The organism is Streptomyces sp. NPDC059994 (genome assembly GCF_042737755.1).
Lineage (GTDB): Bacteria > Actinomycetota > Actinomycetes > Streptomycetales > Streptomycetaceae > Streptomyces.
On the sequence record NZ_JBHWUR010000028.1, the window covers coordinates 1 to 17,405 of the forward strand.

General features: G+C 71.5%; 16 protein-coding genes and 1 rRNA gene. 14 read left to right on the top strand and 3 right to left on the bottom strand.

Annotated elements, in window-relative coordinates:
- The 9 genes from rrf to ACFWA7_RS16610 form a co-directional block, all read left to right on the top strand.
- Positions 1-93: ribosomal RNA gene (gene rrf / locus ACFWA7_RS16570) — 5S ribosomal RNA — on the top strand; the annotation flags it as partial.
- A 74-nt stretch (positions 94-167) separates the two neighbouring features.
- A complete protein-coding gene (locus tag ACFWA7_RS16575; protein WP_385548202.1) occupies positions 168-812 on the top strand; it encodes an HAD family hydrolase in 645 nt (214 codons plus the stop codon).
- A gap of 43 nt (positions 813-855) precedes the next feature.
- Positions 856-2,085: an MFS transporter gene (locus tag ACFWA7_RS16580; protein ID WP_385823551.1), complete on the top strand. Its 1,230-nt coding sequence runs from the start codon at positions 856-858 to the stop codon at positions 2,083-2,085.
- Complete coding sequence (locus ACFWA7_RS16585) at positions 2,054-3,217, top strand: acetoin utilization protein AcuC (RefSeq protein ID WP_385548208.1); 1,164 nt, start codon at positions 2,054-2,056, stop codon at positions 3,215-3,217. Before ACFWA7_RS16580 ends, ACFWA7_RS16585 begins: the two co-directional genes overlap by 32 nt.
- A 137-nt stretch (positions 3,218-3,354) precedes the next feature.
- Positions 3,355-4,170: a phosphatase gene (locus ACFWA7_RS16590; RefSeq protein ID WP_385548211.1), complete on the top strand. Its 816-nt coding sequence runs from the start codon at positions 3,355-3,357 to the stop codon at positions 4,168-4,170.
- Positions 4,171-4,298: 128 nt separating this feature from the next.
- On the top strand, positions 4,299-4,508 hold the full coding sequence (locus ACFWA7_RS16595) for a helix-turn-helix domain-containing protein (protein ID WP_159047648.1): 210 nt from the start codon (positions 4,299-4,301) through the stop codon (positions 4,506-4,508).
- A gap of 109 nt (positions 4,509-4,617) precedes the next feature.
- Entirely contained in the window at positions 4,618-4,716 is a 99-nt protein-coding gene (locus tag ACFWA7_RS16600) for a 30S ribosomal protein bS22 (protein WP_003948845.1), read from the top strand.
- Positions 4,717-4,956: 240 nt separating this feature from the next.
- On the top strand, positions 4,957-6,039 hold the full coding sequence (locus ACFWA7_RS16605) for an NAD-dependent epimerase/dehydratase family protein (RefSeq protein WP_385548215.1): 1,083 nt from the start codon (positions 4,957-4,959) through the stop codon (positions 6,037-6,039).
- Between the two features lie 14 nt (positions 6,040-6,053).
- Positions 6,054-7,172, top strand: a complete 1,119-nt coding sequence (locus ACFWA7_RS16610; RefSeq protein WP_385823553.1) for a lysophospholipid acyltransferase family protein — start codon at positions 6,054-6,056, stop codon at positions 7,170-7,172.
- A gap of 98 nt (positions 7,173-7,270) precedes the next feature.
- On the opposite strand, the gene ACFWA7_RS16615 is transcribed toward ACFWA7_RS16610, so the two are convergent.
- The 3 genes from ACFWA7_RS16615 to ACFWA7_RS16625 all read right to left on the bottom strand — a co-directional run bounded on the left by ACFWA7_RS16615 (position 7,271) and on the right by ACFWA7_RS16625 (position 11,461).
- Entirely contained in the window at positions 7,271-8,449 is a 1,179-nt protein-coding gene (locus ACFWA7_RS16615; protein WP_385548221.1) for a DUF5667 domain-containing protein, read from the bottom strand.
- A 291-nt stretch (positions 8,450-8,740) separates the two neighbouring features.
- Positions 8,741-9,529 (bottom strand): ECF subfamily RNA polymerase sigma factor, BldN family, encoded by a 789-nt coding sequence (locus tag ACFWA7_RS16620; RefSeq protein WP_371654038.1) that lies wholly within the window; start codon positions 9,527-9,529, stop codon positions 8,741-8,743.
- Between the two features lie 969 nt (positions 9,530-10,498).
- Complete coding sequence (locus ACFWA7_RS16625) at positions 10,499-11,461, bottom strand: HAD family hydrolase (protein ID WP_385548226.1); 963 nt, start codon at positions 11,459-11,461, stop codon at positions 10,499-10,501.
- 160 nt (positions 11,462-11,621) lie between these two features.
- On the opposite strand from ACFWA7_RS16625, the gene ACFWA7_RS16630 reads away from it, so the two are divergent.
- The 5 genes from ACFWA7_RS16630 (at position 11,622) to ACFWA7_RS16650 (ending at position 17,261) form a co-directional block, all read left to right on the top strand.
- Positions 11,622-11,912: a glutaredoxin family protein gene (locus ACFWA7_RS16630; protein WP_385548229.1), complete on the top strand. Its 291-nt coding sequence runs from the start codon at positions 11,622-11,624 to the stop codon at positions 11,910-11,912.
- 342 nt (positions 11,913-12,254) lie between these two features.
- Positions 12,255-13,025 (top strand): redox-sensing transcriptional repressor Rex, encoded by a 771-nt coding sequence (locus tag ACFWA7_RS16635; protein WP_385823556.1) that lies wholly within the window; start codon positions 12,255-12,257, stop codon positions 13,023-13,025.
- On the top strand, positions 13,022-14,629 hold the full coding sequence (locus ACFWA7_RS16640; RefSeq protein WP_385823558.1) for a glutamyl-tRNA reductase: 1,608 nt from the start codon (positions 13,022-13,024) through the stop codon (positions 14,627-14,629). Before ACFWA7_RS16635 ends, ACFWA7_RS16640 begins: the two co-directional genes overlap by 4 nt.
- The gene (hemC, locus tag ACFWA7_RS16645) at positions 14,626-15,600 is read left to right on the top strand and encodes a hydroxymethylbilane synthase (protein ID WP_385548238.1); all 975 of its coding nucleotides are present in this window, start codon (positions 14,626-14,628) and stop codon (positions 15,598-15,600) included. Before ACFWA7_RS16640 ends, hemC begins: the two co-directional genes overlap by 4 nt.
- Complete coding sequence (locus ACFWA7_RS16650) at positions 15,597-17,261, top strand: uroporphyrinogen-III synthase (protein WP_385548241.1); 1,665 nt, start codon at positions 15,597-15,599, stop codon at positions 17,259-17,261. Before hemC ends, ACFWA7_RS16650 begins: the two co-directional genes overlap by 4 nt.
- Positions 17,262-17,405: the final 144 nt, after the last annotated feature.

Below are 17,405 nucleotides of genomic sequence, written 5' to 3' on the forward strand. Positions count from 1 at the left end.
ACGCCCGGTTACATTCCGAACCCGGAAGCTAAGCCTTTCAGCGCCGATGGTACTGCAGGGGGGACCCTGTGGGAGAGTAGGACACCGCCGAACAAATTTTGAGAAAAGCCCCGTACCGGGATCCGGTACGGGGCTTTTCTGCGTTTACCGGCGTTTAGGGTCTAGCCATGCGCTATGACCTCATCATCTTCGACAACGACGGCGTGCTCGTCGACAGCGAACCGATCTCGAACACCATCCTCGCGGAGCACCTCACGGAGCTGGGCTTCCCCACCTCGTACGAGGAATCCATTCGCGACTACATGGGCTCCGCCATGCACCGCATCCACGAGCTGATCCAGGAGCGGACCGGGCAGGCGCTGCCCGCCGACTTCGACGACGCGTTCCACGCCCGCGTCTTCACCGCCTTCGAGCGGGAGCTCCAGCCGATGGCCGGGGCCACCGACGTACTCGCGAAGCTGGTGGCGGACGGGGTGCCGTACTGCGTCGCCTCGTCCGGGAGCCATGAGCGGATCCGGGTGGGGCACCGCAAGACCGGGCTGGACGAGTGGTTCGAGGAGGAGTGGGTGTTCTCCTCGCAGGACGTCGGGCGCGGGAAGCCGGCGCCGGATCTGTTCCTGTACGCCGCCGAGCGCATGGGCGTCGCGCCGGAGCGGTGTGCCGTCGTCGAGGACAGCCCGCTCGGGGTGGAGGCCGCGCGGGCCGCCGGGATGGACGTCTACGGGTTCACCGCCATGACGCCCGAGGAGCGGCTCCAGGGCTGCACGGCTCTCTTCTCCGACATGGCACAACTGCGCGAATTGCTGGGGTGATCCGTCTACCCAGGAGTAGCTTGCGGGCCTAAGCTCTGCGGCCATGACAGACGTACGCCTGCGGCGGGGCCGGGCGTCCCTGGCGCTCAGCTTCTGTGCGCAGGGCATCGCCTTCGCCCTCCTGGTGACCCGCATCCCCGCGCTCCAGGACCAGTACGGGATATCCGACGGCCTGTTGCCGGCGTTCCTCGCGGGCGTGCCGATCCTGGCCGGGGCCGGCAGCGTCACCACCGAGCACCTGGTGAAGCGGGTGGCGCCCAGTGTGGTGCTGCGGTGGGTGCAGCCGCTCGTGCTGCTCGCGCTGGTCGGCGTCGCGGCCGGGGACCGGATGTGGCAGGCGGCCGTCTCGCTCGGGGCGTTCGGGCTGGCCGTCGGCGGGCTCGACGCATGCATGAACATGCTGGGGATCAGTCTTCAGCGCGCGTACGGGCGCAGCATCATCCTGGGTTTCCACGCCGCGTTCAGCCTCGGCGGGATCGTGGGCGCCTCGCTCGCGTGGGTGGGGGCGCACTGGGACCTGTCGCTGCTCGCCTCGTATCTGCCGGTCGTCCTCGTGCTGCTGCCGCTGTGTCTGGCCGGGAGCCGGTGGTACGTGGACGGGGAGCCGGCCGTCGCCTCGGAAGTCGCTTCCGAAGGCTCCGAAGCTTCCGAAGGCGGCGCCGCGAGCGGCAAGTCCGTTGCCTTCCGGCTGCTGCTGCCGCTCTGCCTGGTGATGGCCTTCGCGTACATCGGCGACTCGACCGTCTCCAACTGGAGCGCGAAGTACCTCCAGGACGTGCTCGGCAGCTCCGAGCAGCTGTCGACCGTCCCGTACAACGTCTACATGGTCACCACCCTGCTGGGGCGGGCGGCCGGGGACCACGGTGTGCGGCGGTTCGGGGCCGTGGCCGTGGTGCGGGGCGGGGCCGTGCTCGCGAGCGCCGGGTTCGCGGTGGTCGCGGTGGCGCCGGGGCCGTGGATCGGGATGCTCGGGTTCACCATGCTGGGGTTCGGGCTGTGTGTGATCGTGCCGCAGACGTACGCGGCGGCGGGGCGGCTGTTCCCGCACGCCTCGGACGCGGCGATCGCGCGGCTCAACGTCTTCAACTACGTGGGCTACCTCTTCGGGTCGCCGCTGGTCGGCGGGATCGGCGGTGCGTGGAGCTATCGCGGCGCCATGCTCATACCGATGGTGCTGGTTCTGCTGACGCTCGTGTACGCCCGGTCGTTCGGCGCGGAGGGCGCCCGATACGGTGGCGGGCATGAGCGGCCGCGCACTGTTGATGTGGGATGACGCTGTCACGGCGTACGACTTCGGACCGAGCCATCCGATGGATCCGGTACGGCTCTCGCTGACCATGGGGTTGGTGCGGGCGTACGGGCTGGACAAGGTGCTCGACGTGGTGGCCGCGCCCGCGGCCGGGGACTCGACGCTGCGGCTCGTCCACCGCGAGGACTACGTGGCGGCCGTACGGGACGCCTCGGCGGATCCGGGCGCCGCGGACCAGGCGTACGGCCTGGGGACCGTGGACGACCCCGCGTTCGCCGGGATGCACGAGGCGGCAGCGCTGATCGCCGGGCAGTCCGTGGGGGCCGCCGAGGCGGTGTGGCGCGGGGACGCGGCGCACGCGGTGAACTTCGCGGGCGGCCTGCACCACGCGATGCCGGGCGGGGCCGCGGGGTTCTGCATCTACAACGACGCGGCGCTCGCGATCGCCCGGCTCCTTGAGCTGGGGGCGGAGCGGGTCGCGTACGTGGATGTGGACGTGCACCACGGGGACGGGGTGCAGACGGCGTTCTGGGACGACCCCAGGGTGCTGACGATCTCGCTCCACGAGCATCCCCGGCTGCTGTTCCCCGGGACGGGGTGGCCGGAGGAGACGGATGCCGACGGGACGGCCGTGAACGTGGCGCTGCCGGCCGGGACCGGGGACGAGGGGTGGCTGCGGGCGTTCCACTCCGTGGTGCCGGACCTGCTGGCCGAGTTCCGCCCCCAGGTGCTGGTGACGCAGCACGGCGCCGACACGCACTTCGAGGATCCGCTGGCGCATCTGGCGGTCTCGCTGGACGCCCAGCGGGCGGTCCAGGAGGCGTGCCACGCGCTGGCGCACGAGCATGTGGCGGGCGGGAAGTGGGTGGCCCTCGGGGGCGGGGGATACGCGGTGGTGGACGTGGTGCCGCGCTCGTGGACGCATCTGGTGGGGGTGGCGGGGCACGCGCCGGTGGATCCGGAGTCGGTGATCCCGGCGTCGTGGCGGGACGAAGTGTTCGCCCGTACACGTCAGTTGGGGCCGGGGCGGATGACGGACGGGCGTACGGTGCTGTGGCGTGACTGGGAGTCGGGCTACGACCCGGCGGACCGCCTGGACCAGGCGGTCCTGGCGACTCGGCGGGCGGTGTATCCGCTGCGGGGGCTGCTGGCGTAGCGAAGCCCGCGGCTCTGTGCGGGGCTTCGCCGCCCCCTGTACCCCACTGCACCCCGCTGCTTCGATCCGTTACGCCAACTGTGCGTACTCTGTCCGGTTTCGGCCCCCGGGGCGCCCTACTGCGGGAGCATCGGGGGGTGTTGAGCACCGGGGCGCTGCGGGCGCATCTGTTGGCTGCGCGGCTGGCCGGGCCTGTGGCCACCTCGCGGGAGGAGAGCCTGCGCAGCTATCGGCTGTTCGCGGCCCGGGACCCTCGGGTCACGCTCGGTCTCGACCCCGAATGGGGATGGGGCGAGCGGGACTTACTGCGGCTCATGGCCGACAAGTGCGGGGTGAGTCCGGATCCGGCGCATGTGACGGGGCCGGATGTCATCGATCCGGAGCGGACGCTCGCCGGGCTCGACGCGCTGGCCGCGAGGATCCGCGACGTGGCCGCGCGGCGCGGCGCCGTACTCTTCGGAACCGGGCATCCGCACCGGCTGCTCGCCTTCTACGCCGCCCTCGCGGACGCTTTGTCGGCGGCCGGATGTGATGTTCTCACCCCCGCGCAGGGGCGATGTGTCGACATAACGACCCGGTTCGGGGTACGCACGTACAACCTTGACTACGTACGAGGAGTCGCGCTGGTGCGTGAACCCGGCGCGCGGGGTCCCGCCAGTGAAACCGGCGCACATACCCATTCGCCGCTGCCGGTTCGGGTCGCCCTGGGGGTCGCGGCGAGCCTTCGCGGGCGGCTTCCGGACCTGGTCGTCGGAGATCACGGATGGGTCTGCGGGGCAGGTCAGCTGGGTATCGAGGCGGTCGGTCTGGCCGATACGGATGATCCCGCGCTGTTCGTCGGAGAGGCCGAGGGGCGGGTGTCCGTGGCCGTTCCGCTTGATGACGCTGTGCGGTCTGATTACTACCGGCCGCTTACACGCTATGTACTCAATCGAGCGTGTCTGTCACGGTAGGCGGCCATCAGCAGCTCCTCTTCCCCACTCGCACCACCCGCCCCTAGTCTGGGGAGTGAGCGCACAGCGACGAAGAGTCACCGGAGGGGAAGCCGGTGCGCGTCGGGTGCGGAAGGTACAGGTGGGTCATGGCTGCTGATCAGAGGCCTCTGAACGAGGTCGTGTTCCTGACCGTGGCGGAAGTCGCCTCGGTGATGCGAGTGTCGAAGATGACCGTGTACCGCTTGGTGCACAGCGGTCATCTGCCGGCGATCCGGGTGGGCAGGTCCTTCAGGGTCCCGGAGCAGGCGGTTCAGGAGTACCTCCGAGAGTCCTTCGTGGGGGTGGAGACAGCCTGACGGCGCCCTCGGTTACGACCTCTGCGCTCAGGCGGGTAGGCTAGCCCCTCGTAGGTCGTGTGGGCCCAGACGCCCCGCACCGAGTGAAGAGAAGTGAGCGAGGGTAGTCGTGGGCTCTGTTATCAAGAAGCGGCGCAAGCGGATGGCTAAGAAGAAGCACCGCAAGCTGCTCAAGCGCACCCGCGTTCAGCGTCGCAACAAGAAGTAAGCGACAGCTGTACGTGAACTCGCAGCCCTTCCGCCGTCCTGGTGGGAGGGCTGCGGTGCGTTTACCGGCCGCATATCCCGCACGCCCTTCCGGTATCCCGGAAGCCGTGCCGCGTGCTTTCCGGCGGGCCCTTCGGCGCCGGTTTATCGGCCACGCGCGACCACGCGGTCATCACCGGGCGACATCCAGCCGCTACGGTGGCGCCAAGAGTGCACCTCAGGCCAAAGGAAGGCGCTGATCTTGGGGAAGGTCGTGCTCGTCACCGGAGTGGCCCGGCAGCTCGGAGGCCGTCTCGTACGGCGCATCCAGCGTGATCCGGAAGTGGACCGGGTGATCGGCGTGGACGCCGTGCCGCCCGGCCACCATCTGGGCGGAGCCGATTTCGTACGGGCGGACATACGGCAGCCCGCCATCGCCCGCGTGCTGGCCGAGCACGCCGTGGACACCGTCGTGCACATGGACGTGACCGGCACGCCGCTGGGCGCAGGCGGGCGGACGTCCGTGAAGGAAACGAACGTCATCGGCACCATGCAGCTGCTCGGCGCGTGCCAGAAGTCGCCTTCGGTGCGGCGCCTGGTGGTGAAGTCGAGCACCAGCGTGTACGGGTCGGCGCCGCGCGATCCGGCCGTTTTCACCGAGACGACCCCGCCCAAGTCGCTGCCGAGCGGCGGCTTCGCCAAGGACGCCGTCGAGGTCGAGGGGTACGTACGCGGCTTCGCGCGGCGCCGGCCCGATGTGGCGGTGTGTGTGCTGCGGTTCGCGAACATCCTGGGGCCGGGCGCGGACTCGCCGCTCGCCGAGTACTTCTCGCTGCCGGTGCTGCCGACCGTGTTCGGCTACGACCCCCGGCTGCAGTTCGTCCACGAGGACGACGTCATCGACGTGCTGCGCATCGCCTCGCACGAGCCCCGTCGCGGGACGCTCAACAGCGGCACCTTCAACGTGGCCGGGGAGGGCGTACTGCTGCTGTCGCAGTGCTCGCGGCGGCTGGGCAGGCCGACCGTGCCGGTGCTGCTGCCGGCGGTCCGCTGGGTGGGCTCGGCGCTGCGCTCGGTCGGCGTGAGCGACTTCTCGCCCGAGCAGATCAGACTGCTCACCCACGGCAGGGTGGTGAGCACCGCGCAGATGCGGGAGACGCTGGGGTTCGAGCCGAAGTACACGACGGCGGAGGCTTTCGCCGACTTCGCGCGCAGCCGGGGCCCCGGGCTGCTGCCGCCGGACGCCCTGGCGAGGGCCGTGGACGGGGTGGCGGCGCTGCCCTTCCGGCCGTTCGCCGGGGGTGCTCCGGCCACTTCCACCTTGTCCACTCCCGGCGCGGAATGAGGAGCTCAACCACGATGGCGGACGCCAAGGTCATTCCGTTCGACGACGACCGCTCGCGCGGCGGTGCGCAGCGCCCGGGGCGCCGCCGCTCCGGCGGGCGGCGGGGTACGGCCCCGGAGGCGGCTCCCGCCCCGGTGAGCGCCCTGCCGGGCCAGCAGACCGTCTCCCAGGGCCCGGAGGGCCGCCAGGGGCCGCAGGGGGCCGCTGACGCCGCCGTCCCGCAGCAGGACGCCTCGCGGGACGGTTCCCCGAGGGATGCCGGGCAGCCGGGCGAGGAGGTGGGGGAGCCGGGTGGCGGCTGGGACCGGCGGGTCGCGGGCGGGCTCGCGTTCCTGCGGCGGCGGATCACCGGCGAGTACGAGGTCGACGAGTTCGGCTACGACCAGGAGCTCACCGACCAGGTCCTGATGTCCCTGATCCGCCCCTTCTACGAGAAGTACTTCCGGGTGGAGGTGAAGGGCGTCGAGAACATCCCGGCCGAGGGCGGGGCGCTGGTCGTCGCCAACCACTCCGGGACGCTGCCGCTGGACGGGCTGATGATGCAGGTGGCGGTGCACGACCACCATCCGGCGGGGCGGCACCTGCGGCTGCTCGCTGCGGACCTGGTGTTCATGCTGCCGGTCGTCAACGAGCTGGCCCGCAAGGCCGGGCACACCCTGGCCTGCGCGGAGGACGCCCAGGCGCTCCTGGAGCGGGGCGAGGTCGTCGGGGTGATGCCGGAGGGCTTCAAGGGCATCGGGAAGCCGTTCAGCGAGCGGTACAAGCTCCAGCGGTTCGGGCGGGGCGGGTTCGTGTCGACCGCGCTGCGGGCGGGGACGCCGATCGTGCCGTGCTCGATCGTCGGGGCAGAGGAGATCTACCCGATGATCGGCAACTCCAAGACGCTGGCCCGCCTTCTGGGCTTTCCGTACTTCCCGATCACGCCCACGTTCCCGTGGCTGGGGCCGGCCGGGCTCGTGCCGCTGCCGACGAAGTGGACGATCCAGTTCGGCGAGCCGATCCCGACCGACGGGTATCCGCCGGAGGCGGCGGAGGACCCGATGCTGATGTTCAACCTGACGGATCAGGTGCGGGAGCAGATCCAGCACACGCTCTACAAGCTGCTGGTGCAGCGGCGGTCGGTGTTCTTCTGAGTTCTTCTGCTGAGTACTTCCGACCTGTTTTCTGACAGGGGTACGTGTGTGGGGCGCGCCTGGTGAAACGGCGCGCCCCACACACGTGACCGGTCGAGCTACCTCGCGTCCTCGCCATCGATGCCCAGGCCCGGGAGCAGGCCGGGGAGGAGCGGGGGCAGGGTGACGTCCGGGACCGGCGGCTTGACCGGGGTGGTGCCGGACGTCGGCGGGGCGCTCTTCGACGGGGGGGCGAAGGGGCCGCCGGTGTTGCCGCCGAGCAGGCCCTCGTTCGGCTTGGTGCCCGGGGTGGAGGGCTGCGGCTTGGTGCCGCCGCCCACCGTTCCGTGCGCCGGGGCCGAGGAGGCCGGGGCAGGGCGGGCCGTGTGGCTCGCCTCGCCCTGGTGCGTCGTGTCCGTACGGCCATGGGTCTTCGTCCTGGCCGGGGGGAGCATCGAACGCAGCGGCTCGACCTCTTGGTCTATGGCCACGAAGACGGAGGTGACCTGGTCGGCGACGTCGGTGAGCTGCGTGGGCAGTCTGCCTCGCAGCTTGCTCCAGCTGTCGCGGTGCGCCGAGGCGAACGACGACAGCGCGGCGATGGGGCTGAGCGAGCCGTCCTTGGCGTACGCGGCGTGGAGCAGTCGGTGGCCTTCGCTCACGTCGTGCTGCATACCGCTCAGCGTGCGGCGGACCTCGCTCAGCTGCTCGTGGTCGAGGTCGCCGGCGCGGCCGCGCTCCATCAGGCGGCGGGCCTCGCTGAGCCGGGTGGAGGCCTGATCGAGGTAGATCTTGCCCCGGTCGGCGTCGTCGTCCGCCAGGTTGAGCTTGAGGTCCTCCATGCCGCGCTTCAGCCCGTACAGCGAGTCACCGGGGAGGGCGTGGGAGCTGGCAGCGGCTACGCCGCTGAACGCGCCCGCGGCCACACCGATGCTCAGGCCGCCCGCAGCGATGCCCTTCGACCAGCGGGAGCGGGGGCGCAATGTGCGGAGCGGGGCCGCCCGGTGGGCGCCCCGGCCGGCCCGCTGTTCGGGCATCAGGGGGTCGGTGGCGCCACCTGAAGCAAACATCTGCTCCATGGCGGCCACGAGCAGCGCCCGCTGCTCCACCTTCACCTGTGGGTCCATCTCTGGTTTCGGCAGTTCGCCGAGGACGGTCGCCAGGGTCAACAGGTCGGCTTCCGCCGCCTGTTCGGCCGCGACGGCCGGATTGGCGGGTGGCTGCTGGGCCGCCGAGGCTTCTTCCAGGGCCTGGGCGAAGGCGTTCGCCCGCCGGTGCGCCGATACGTTCGCGATCACTGGCGGCACCTCCTCTCGTCATCACGGTCGACTCCCCAAGGGGCCTGGAAGGTTGCACGCCTTGAGCACATCCACACGATCGGGTGAGCGGCGGGGGACATGGCGTGACCACAGGGAGCCTGCACCCGGCACAACGACGGACGCGGCACTTGGGTTACGGACGAAGGATGATCGGACCACAGTGTGACCGGGGCAGCACTGAGCACTCACCGAAGGTGAGTTGGGCCGGCCCGTCCGGAGGCCTGTGCGGCCTCCGGGGTCAGCGGACATCAGCGGGCGTCTGGCGGGCGTCTAGCGGGCGTCTTCGGGGAGGAGCCGGGCGAGAGTGCGCACGGCGCGGTACTGGAGGGTCTTGATGGCGCCCTCGTTCTTGCCCATGACGCGGGCGGTCTCGGCGACCGATAGGCCCTGGAGGAAGCGCAGGGTGACGCACTCCTGCTGCTGTGGATTGAGTTTCCGTACGGCTTCGAGGAGCGCGGCGTTGGAGAGGGACTCCAGGACGGAGTCCTCGGGCGAGCGCTCCACTTCATTGGCGTCGAGCATTTCGCCGGTGGTCACTTCCAGGCGGAAACGGCTCGACTTGAAGTGGTCCGCGACCAGGTTGCGCGCGATCGTGACCAGCCAGGCGCCGAAATCGCGGCCCTGCCAGGTGAAGGTCGAGATCCTGCGCAGGGCGCGCAGAAAGGTCTCGCTGGTGAGGTCCTCGGCGGTGGCCTTGCCGCCTACGCGGTAGTAGATGTACCGGTACACGGTGTCGCTGTACTGGTCGTACAACCGTCCGAAGGCGTCGGCCTCGCCCGCCTGGGCGCGCTCGACGAGGTCCATCATGCGGGCGCTGTCGCTGTCGGCGCTGGGGCGGCGGGCGGTCGGCGTCGCGGACGTGCCCGTGCTGCGGCCGCCGCTCCGTCTTCCGACCGCGGCGCCACCGTCTGCCAGCGCGTAGCAGGCACCGAGGGGTGAGGCGGTGGCGAAGGCGGGGGCGGTGACGTACGCGGTGGGGACGAAGACGCGCAGACGGTCGACGACCGCTGCGCGCAGCGTAGCCAGGCCCGAGGCGTCAACCCCGACGTGTGGGTACACGGGACTCCCAGAGGCAGAGCTTCCATCACGTGCAGTGCGGGACCGTTCACCCGCCGTGGCGATGTGTGGGTTCCGGTATGCGTCTGAGGAGAATAACGCTTCGTGCAGGGAGCACTACACCCAGTTGCTCAAATCGTCGATTCCGTCGCTTCTGTTACGTCTATGCGGCGGATTGGGTTGCGGAGTGTGAGCGGGTGGTGGCGTTGTGGTGATCGATATTGATCGGTTGAGGGGTGGGATGTGGCCGAGTGGGGGGTGGGGGACTGGTGGGGGACTGGTGGGGGGGTTCCTGCGGGTAAGTGGTCCCGGATTGGGCCCCCCACCAGTCCCGTTCCCGCTGTGACATGTGCGGCTCCGCCGCGTGGCCCCCGGGGGTGGGTGTGTGGTTGAGGCGGGTTTCCCGGGGCCGCGCCCCGGGCCCCCGTTGCGGGGCTTGCGGCCCCCGAACCCCGCTTTTGGGACTCCGCCCCGGACCCCGGGGCCACCCCGGATGCCGGGGCCACCCCGGATGCCGGGCGCGGGGTGGGTGGGTTACCTGGGCTCCGCCCCGGACCCCGGGTGGGGCTGCGCCCCTGCACTCGCTTGCGGAGGCTCCGCCCCCTGCACCCCGCGTCGGGCTTCGCCCGGATCCCGGCACGCGGTGGGTGGGTTACCTGGGCTTCGCCCCCGGGCCCCGTTCGTCTGCAGGTTGTCTGTGGTTGGGCGCGCAGTTCCCCGCGCCCCTAAAGGCAAAAGGGAGCACGGCCACATGTCAGCCCTCCGGCGTGCGAGGAGCGCGCCCCTTCAGGGGCGCGGGGAACTGCGCGACCAGCCCCCACCGGCCCGCAGGTGAAGCGCGGCCACGGAGCGCGGCCACGGAGCGCGGCCACGGAGCGCGGCCACGGAGCGCGGCCACGGAGCGCGGCCACGGAGCGCGGCCACGGAGCGCGGCCACGGAACGCCGCCCCGGAACGCCGCCCCGGAACCGTCTCAGCGCCTGCGGCGATGCAGGGCGACCGCCGCCACCGTGCCGCCTGCCAGTGCGCCTACCCCCGCCGCCGCCGGGATCCCCACCTTCGCCGCCTTCCGGCCCGTCCGGTAGTCGCGCAGGCGCCACTCCCTCGCCCGGGCGTGCTTGCGGAGTTTCGCGTCGGGGTTGATGGCGTAGGGGTGGCCCACCAGGGACAGCATGGGGATGTCGTTGTGGGAGTCGCTGTACGCCGCGCAGCGCGTGAGGTCCAGGCCCTCCGCCGCCGCCAGGGCGCGTACCGCCTCCGCCTTGGCGGGGCCGTGCAGGGGCTCGCCCACCAGGCGGCCGGTGTAGACGCCGTTCACGGACTCCGCGACCGTGCCGAGCGCGCCCGTCAGGCCGAGGCGGCGCGCGATGATCGTCGCGGTCTCCACCGGCGCGGCCGTCACCAGCCACACCTTCTGGCCCGCGTCCAGGTGCGCCTGGGCCAGCGCGCGCGTGCCGGGCCAGATGCGGTCCGCCATGTACTCGTCGTAGATCTCCTCGCCGATGGTCATCAGCTCGGAGACGCGGTGGCCCTTGACAATGGACAGGGCACTCTCGCGCGCGTCCTGCATGTGCTCGGGGTCCTCGACCCCGGCGAGCCGGAACCACGCCTGCTGCCAGGCGAACCGGGCCAGGTCGCGGCGCTGGAAGAACTTCCGCTTGTACAGGCCCCGCCCGAAGTGGAAGATCGCCGCGCCCTGCATCACCGTGTTGTCGAGGTCGAAGAAGGCGGCGGCCAGGTCGTCCCCGACGACGGGGAACTCCGGAGCCGAGGGGGATGCGGAATCCGGCTCGGCCTTTCTCCTGGCTTCCGCTTCCGCGAGTTCCGCCAGCTCCTGTTCGGATTTGCGGGCTGCCTCGGCTGCGGCCTCGCCGGCCAGCACGCTGCGGGCTGTCGCCGAGCGCCTACGAGGGGTGAGCCATCCCAGTACGGCCATGCCGTGAGCATAGCCAGTCTGTTCGGTCCCGCCCGACACGCCGGGATGCGGTGGCGTGAACTCTGCGAGGCGGGACTGTTGGCGGGACTGTTGAACGGGTCGGATGGGACTGATCCCGCCTATGGGCGGGCCCGCTTCGCCGCGGGCGGAGAATGGACTCATGAGTCCTCTCTTTCGGCGGGGGAAGTCCCCGCAGAGCCCCGACCGGTCCGCCCCGCCGCTCGTCACGCTCATCGGCAAGCCCGGCTGTCATCTCTGCGACGACGCCCGCGCCGTCGTGGAGCGGGTGTGCGCCGAGACCGGTGCGGTGTGGGAGGAGAAGGACATCACTCAGGACGAGGCGCTGCACCGTGAGTACTGGGAGCAGATTCCGGTGGTCCTCGTCGACGGCGCGCAGCACACCTTCTGGCGCGTGGACCCCGCGCGCCTCAGGAGTGCACTGAGCCTGTGAGGTGTGTGAGGTGGGTGGGGCGACTGTGTGCGCGTCCGGGCTCCACCTGCCCGTGATCGAGTGGGTGATCAGCGGTAGTTGTGGTTACCATCGAGGTCGTTTTGTCGCGTTCGGGGGTGACATCGTGGAGAGGTGTGTACGGTTTTGCCCCCTTCGGGTTCTCAACGGGTCGACTTCGCTGTCGGTTCCCGGAAATCGGCGCCGGTTCGCGTGAGCCCGGTCACTTTGCTCGGACAAAGCGGACACCATCTTTGTGCACGCGTTCACAAAGACATAGCCTGCATTCGACGGGGCGGTCCTGGGACACATGGCCGCCTGCCTCGCTCATCCCGCAGGAGCACCGTGGCAACTGGCCGAACTCACCGACCGGCGACCCGTAGCCGAGGAATCCCCGAGGCCACCGTCGCCAGGCTTCCGCTGTATCTGCGTGCACTGACCGGACTGTCGGAGCGCTCCGTACCCACGGTCTCCTCCGAGGAGCTGGCCGCGGCCGCGGGGGTCAACTCCGCGAAGCTGCGCAAGGACTTCTCGTACCTCGGCTCCTACGGGACCAGGGGCGTCGGCTACGACGTCGAGTACCTCGTCTACCAGATCTCCCGCGAGCTCGGCCTGACCCAGGACTGGCCCGTCGTCATCGTCGGCATCGGAAACCTGGGCGCGGCCCTCGCCAACTACGGCGGGTTCGCCTCCCGTGGCTTCCGGGTCGCCGCGCTGATCGACGCGGACCCCGCGATGGCGGGCAAGCCCGTCGCCGGGATCCCGGTGCAGCACTCCGACGAGCTGGAGAAGATCATCAGCGACAACGGTGTCTCCATCGGCGTCATCGCGACGCCGGCGGGCGCCGCGCAGCCGGTCTGCGACCGCCTGGTCGCCGCCGGGGTCACCTCCATCCTGAACTTCGCGCCGACGGTCCTGTCGGTGCCCGAGGGCGTCGACGTACGCAAGGTCGACCTCTCCATCGAGCTGCAGATCCTCGCCTTCCACGAGCAGCGCAAGGCCGGTGAGGACGCGGCCGCGGCCGAGGCCGCCGACGTCGCGCCCGTGGTGCGCGGCGGCGCGGCCGTGGACCGGAAGGGACCCGACGGGGACATGCCCGCCGTGATGCCGGCATGAGCCTCCTGGTCGTCGGCCTCAGCCACCGCAGCGCACCCGTCAGCATCCTGGAGCGGGCCTCGCTGTCCTCGGACACGCAGGTCAAGCTGCTGCAGGACACCCTGGCCGCGGAGCCCGCCGCCGAGGCGGCGGTCCTGGCCACCTGCAACCGGATCGAGCTGTACGCGGACGTGGACAAGTTCCACGCGGGCGTCGCCGAGCTCTCCACGCTGCTCGCCCAGCACAGCGGCGTCGGTCTGGAGGAGCTCACTCCGTATCTCTATGTGCACTACGAGGACCGGGCCGTCCACCACCTCTTCTCGGTGGCGTGCGGGCTGGACTCGATGGTCGTGGGCGAGGGGCAGATCCTCGGCCAGATCAAGGACACGCTCGCGCTGGGGCAGGAGCTCCACACCGCCGGGCGGCTCCTCAACGACCTGTTCCAGCAGGCCCTGCGGGTCGGCAAGCGCGCCCACAGCGAGACCGGCATCGACCGGGCCGGACAGTCCCTGGTCACCTTCGGCCTGGAGCAGCTGGCCGTCGGCATGCCGGTGGAGACCTGGGCCAAGGACAAGCGCGCCCTGGTGATCGGCGCGGGCTCGATGTCCTCGCTGGCCGCGGCGACGCTGGCGCGCGCCGGAGTGCGCGAGGTGATCGTCGCCAACCGCACGCCCGGCCGCGCCGAGCGCCTGGTCGAGATCCTCGCGGAGTCGGGCACGGCGGCCCGCGCCGTGCCGATGGGCGATGTCGCGCGCGAGCTGACACGAGTCGACGTGGCGGTCTCCTGTACGGGCGCGACCGGTCTGGTCCTGACGGCTCAGGCCGTCGGCGAGGCGCTCGGCGCCCCGGTCGCCGCCGCTCCCGCGAGCCACGCGCCCGCCGCCGCCCCCGAGGGCTGCCCCGTCGACTTCGCCGCCACGGCCGCCGCCGGCGCCGGACTCGCCGCGTACACGGCGGTCGCCGAGGCCGCCGACGCCGTACGCGAACAGGGCGAGCCGGTCGACGCCGACTCCCTTGAGCTGCACGGCAGTTGGGCCGACAACGCCACCGGCGCCCGGCCCGCCGCGCGCCGCCGCATCCCCGCGCAGAGCGGCTCGGTCCGGCTCGCGCTGCTCGACCTCGCCATGCCGCGCGACATCGACGCCGCCGTCCACCGCATCCCGGGCGTGCGCCTCGTCGACATCGAGTCGCTCGCCGAGGCCTCGGCCGACGCGCCGATGGCCGCCGACGTCGACCAGGTCCGCTCGATCGTCTCCGACGAGGTCGCGGCCTTCGGCGCCGCCCAGCGCGCCGCGCACATCACGCCGACCGTGGTCGCGCTGCGCGCGATGGCCGCCGATGTGGTGGCCGGCGAAGTGGCGCGCCTGGAGGGGCGGCTGCCCGACCTGGACGAGAGGCAGCGCGCGGAGGTCACCCAGACCGTGCGCCGCGTCGTCGACAAGCTCCTGCACGCGCCGACCGTGCGGATCAAGCAGCTGGCGGCGGAGCCCGGCGGTGCCGGGTACGCGGACGCGCTGCGCACTCTCTTCGACCTCGACCCGGAGACGGTCGCCGCCGTGTCGCGGGCCGATCTGAACGACGTCGACGTCAAGAACCGAGACGCGAAGAACCGAGGGCGGTCATGACCCAGAAAGCACTGAGGCTGGGGACCAGGCGCAGCATGCTCGCCATGGCCCAGTCCGGCCAGGTGGCCGACGCCGTACGGCAGTTGACCGGGCGTCCGGTCGAGCTGGTGGAGATCACCACGTACGGCGACACCTCGCGCGAGCACCTGGCGCAGATCGGCGGCACGGGCGTCTTCGTGACCGCGCTGCGCGAGGCGCTGCTGCGCGGTGACGTCGACTTCGCCGTGCACTCGCTCAAGGACCTGCCGACCGCGCAGCCCGACGACCTCGTGCTCGCCGCCGTGCCGGTCCGCGAGGACCCGCGCGACGTGCTCGTGGCGCGCGACGGGCTGACCCTGACCGAGCTGGCCGCCTCCGCCGAGGGCCGTACGGTCCGCATAGGCACCGGCTCGCCCCGGCGCATGTCGCAGCTGAACGCGTACGCGCGCAGCCACGGCCTCGCCGTCGAAACCGTGCCGATCCGGGGGAACATCGACACCCGGATCGGATTCGCGCACAGTGGTGAACTCGACGCGGTGGTACTCGCCGCGGCCGGGCTCAACCGCATCGGCAGGATCGGTGAGGTGACCGATTTCCTTCCGGTCGACACCATGCTGCCCGCCCCCGGCCAGGGGGCACTGGCGATCGAGTGCACGGCAGCCGATGCCGACCTCGCCGCCGCGCTCGCCGAGCTCGACGACCCGTACACCCGGGTCGCCGTGACCGCCGAGCGGTCCCTGCTCGCCGCCCTGGAGGCCGGCTGTTCCGCACCTGTGGGTGCCTACGCCGACCTTCTGGCCGACGGGCAGATTGTTCATGAGATGCGCCTGCGCGGCGTCGTCGGTACCACCGACGGCTCGACGCTGGTGCAGCTGTCCATCACCGGTCCTGTACCTGCGTCGCACGACGAAGCCGTGGCGCTCGGTCGCGAACTCGCGGTCGAGATGCTTGCCAAGGGTGCGGCCGGTCTTATGGGGGAGCGAGCACTTTGAGCCCCACCAACTCCTCGAACCTTCCCGCCGTCTCCGCGCACGGGTGCGTCACCTTCCTCGGTGCCGGCCCAGGGGACCCGGGACTGCTGACGCTGCGCGCCGTGGAAGCGCTGGCGTCGGCAGATGTCCTGATCGCCGAGCCGGCTGTGCTCGACGTGGTTCGCGCGCATGCGCGGGCAGGTGTGGACACACCTCAGCTGACGGTAGTTGACGAGACGTCAGCAACCGTTGGTGTCCCCGTGTTGCGGGACGCCGCCAATCTTGTCATGGAGGCCGCACGCTCCGGCAGGCGGGTGGTACGTGCGGTCGCGGGCGACCCGGGCCTGGACGGCAGGGCGGGCGACGAGATGCTCGCCTGCGCCTCGGAGGGCATCCCCTTCGAGGTCGTGCCCGGTGTCGCGACGGCGGTGGGCGTACCCGCGTACGCCGGTGTTCCGCTCAGCGACACCTCGGGCGGCGCCGATGTGCGCTTCGTCGACGCGCGCAGCGCGGGCGAGCGCTGCTGGACCGAGGTCGGCGCGAGCGACGGCACGGTCGTCGTCTCCGCGACCCTGGAGACGGTGGCCGCGGCGGCGGGCGAACTCGTCGCGGCGGGCCGCAAGCCCGACACCCCGATGACGGTGACGGTCGCCGGTACGACCACGCGCCAGCGCACCTGGAACGCAACGCTCGGCTCGGTCGCCCAGATCCTCAAGCAGGCGAAGGTGCTGCCGTCGCCGGACGGGCACCAGCCGGTCATAGCCGTGGTCGGTGAGCGCACCGCCGCGGCCCAGCGCGACCGGCTGTCGTGGTTCGAGTCCAAGCCGCTCTTCGGGTGGCGGGTCCTCGTACCGCGTACGAAGGAGCAGGCGGCGTCGCTCTCCGACCAACTGCGTTCCTACGGCGCGGTGCCGCACGAGGTGCCGACGATCGCCGTCGAGCCGCCGCGCACACCGCAGCAGATGGAGCGCGCGGTCAAGGGCCTGGTGACGGGCCGCTACGAGTGGATCGCCTTCACCTCGGTGAACGCGGTCAAGGCGGTGCGCGAGAAGTTCGAGGAGTACGGGCTGGACGCGCGCGCCTTCGCGGGCATCAAGGTCGCGGCGGTGGGCGAGCAGACGGCGGCGGCCCTGGTCGAGTTCGGCGTCAAGCCGGACCTGGTGCCCAGCGGCGAGCAGTCGGCGGCGGGCCTCCTTGAGGACTGGCCCCCGTACGACCCGGTCTTCGACCCGATCGACCGCGTGTTCCTGCCCCGGGCGGACATCGCCACCGAGACGCTGGTGGCCGGTCTGATCGAGCTGGGCTGGGAGGTGGACGACGTCACGGCCTACCGGACCGTGCGCGCGTCGCCGCCGCCGGCCGACACCCGTGAGGCGATCAAGGGCGGCGGCTTCGACGCGGTGCTCTTCACGTCGTCGTCGACGGTCCGCAACCTCGTCGGCATCGCGGGCAAGCCGCACAACGTGACCGTGATCGCGTGCATCGGCCCGGCCACGGCCAAGACGGCCGAGGAGCACGGGCTGCGGGTGGACGTGATGGCGCCCGAGCCGTCGGTGCTGAAGCTGGCGGAGGCGCTGGCGGAGTTCGGGGCGGCGCGGCGGGACGCGGCCGTGGAGGCCGGGGAGCACGTGACTCGGCCGAGCGAGCGCCGGCCTGGGGCGCGGCGCCGTCGTACCACCTGAGCCCGTGGGCGTCCCGGGGGCTGCGCCCCCGGGCCCCCGGGCGGGGCTGCGTCCCGGCCCCCCGGGTTCGTCTGCGGGTTTGGTGGGCGCTGGTCGCGCAGTTCCCCGCGCCCCTTTTCGGCCCGGTGTATGTCTGCGGGCCGG

What these genes read in the sequence shown, in the direction of transcription:
- ACFWA7_RS16580 (WP_385823551.1), top strand. Translation starts at nt 856, where the DNA reads ATGACAGACGTACGCCTGCGGCGGGGCCGGGCGTCCCTGGCGCTCAGC.
- ACFWA7_RS16610 (WP_385823553.1), top strand. Translation starts at nt 6,054, where the DNA reads ATGGCGGACGCCAAGGTCATTCCGTTCGACGACGACCGCTCGCGCGGC.
- ACFWA7_RS16625 (WP_385548226.1), bottom strand. Translation starts at nt 11,461, where the DNA reads ATGGCCGTACTGGGATGGCTCACCCCTCGTAGGCGCTCGGCGACAGCC.
- ACFWA7_RS16630 (WP_385548229.1), top strand. Translation starts at nt 11,622, where the DNA reads ATGAGTCCTCTCTTTCGGCGGGGGAAGTCCCCGCAGAGCCCCGACCGG.
- ACFWA7_RS16640 (WP_385823558.1), top strand. Translation starts at nt 13,022, where the DNA reads ATGAGCCTCCTGGTCGTCGGCCTCAGCCACCGCAGCGCACCCGTCAGC.
- ACFWA7_RS16595 (WP_159047648.1), top strand. Translation starts at nt 4,299, where the DNA reads ATGGCTGCTGATCAGAGGCCTCTGAACGAGGTCGTGTTCCTGACCGTG.
- hemC (WP_385548238.1), top strand. Translation starts at nt 14,626, where the DNA reads ATGACCCAGAAAGCACTGAGGCTGGGGACCAGGCGCAGCATGCTCGCC.
- ACFWA7_RS16575 (WP_385548202.1), top strand. Translation starts at nt 168, where the DNA reads ATGCGCTATGACCTCATCATCTTCGACAACGACGGCGTGCTCGTCGAC.
- ACFWA7_RS16585 (WP_385548208.1), top strand. Translation starts at nt 2,054, where the DNA reads ATGAGCGGCCGCGCACTGTTGATGTGGGATGACGCTGTCACGGCGTAC.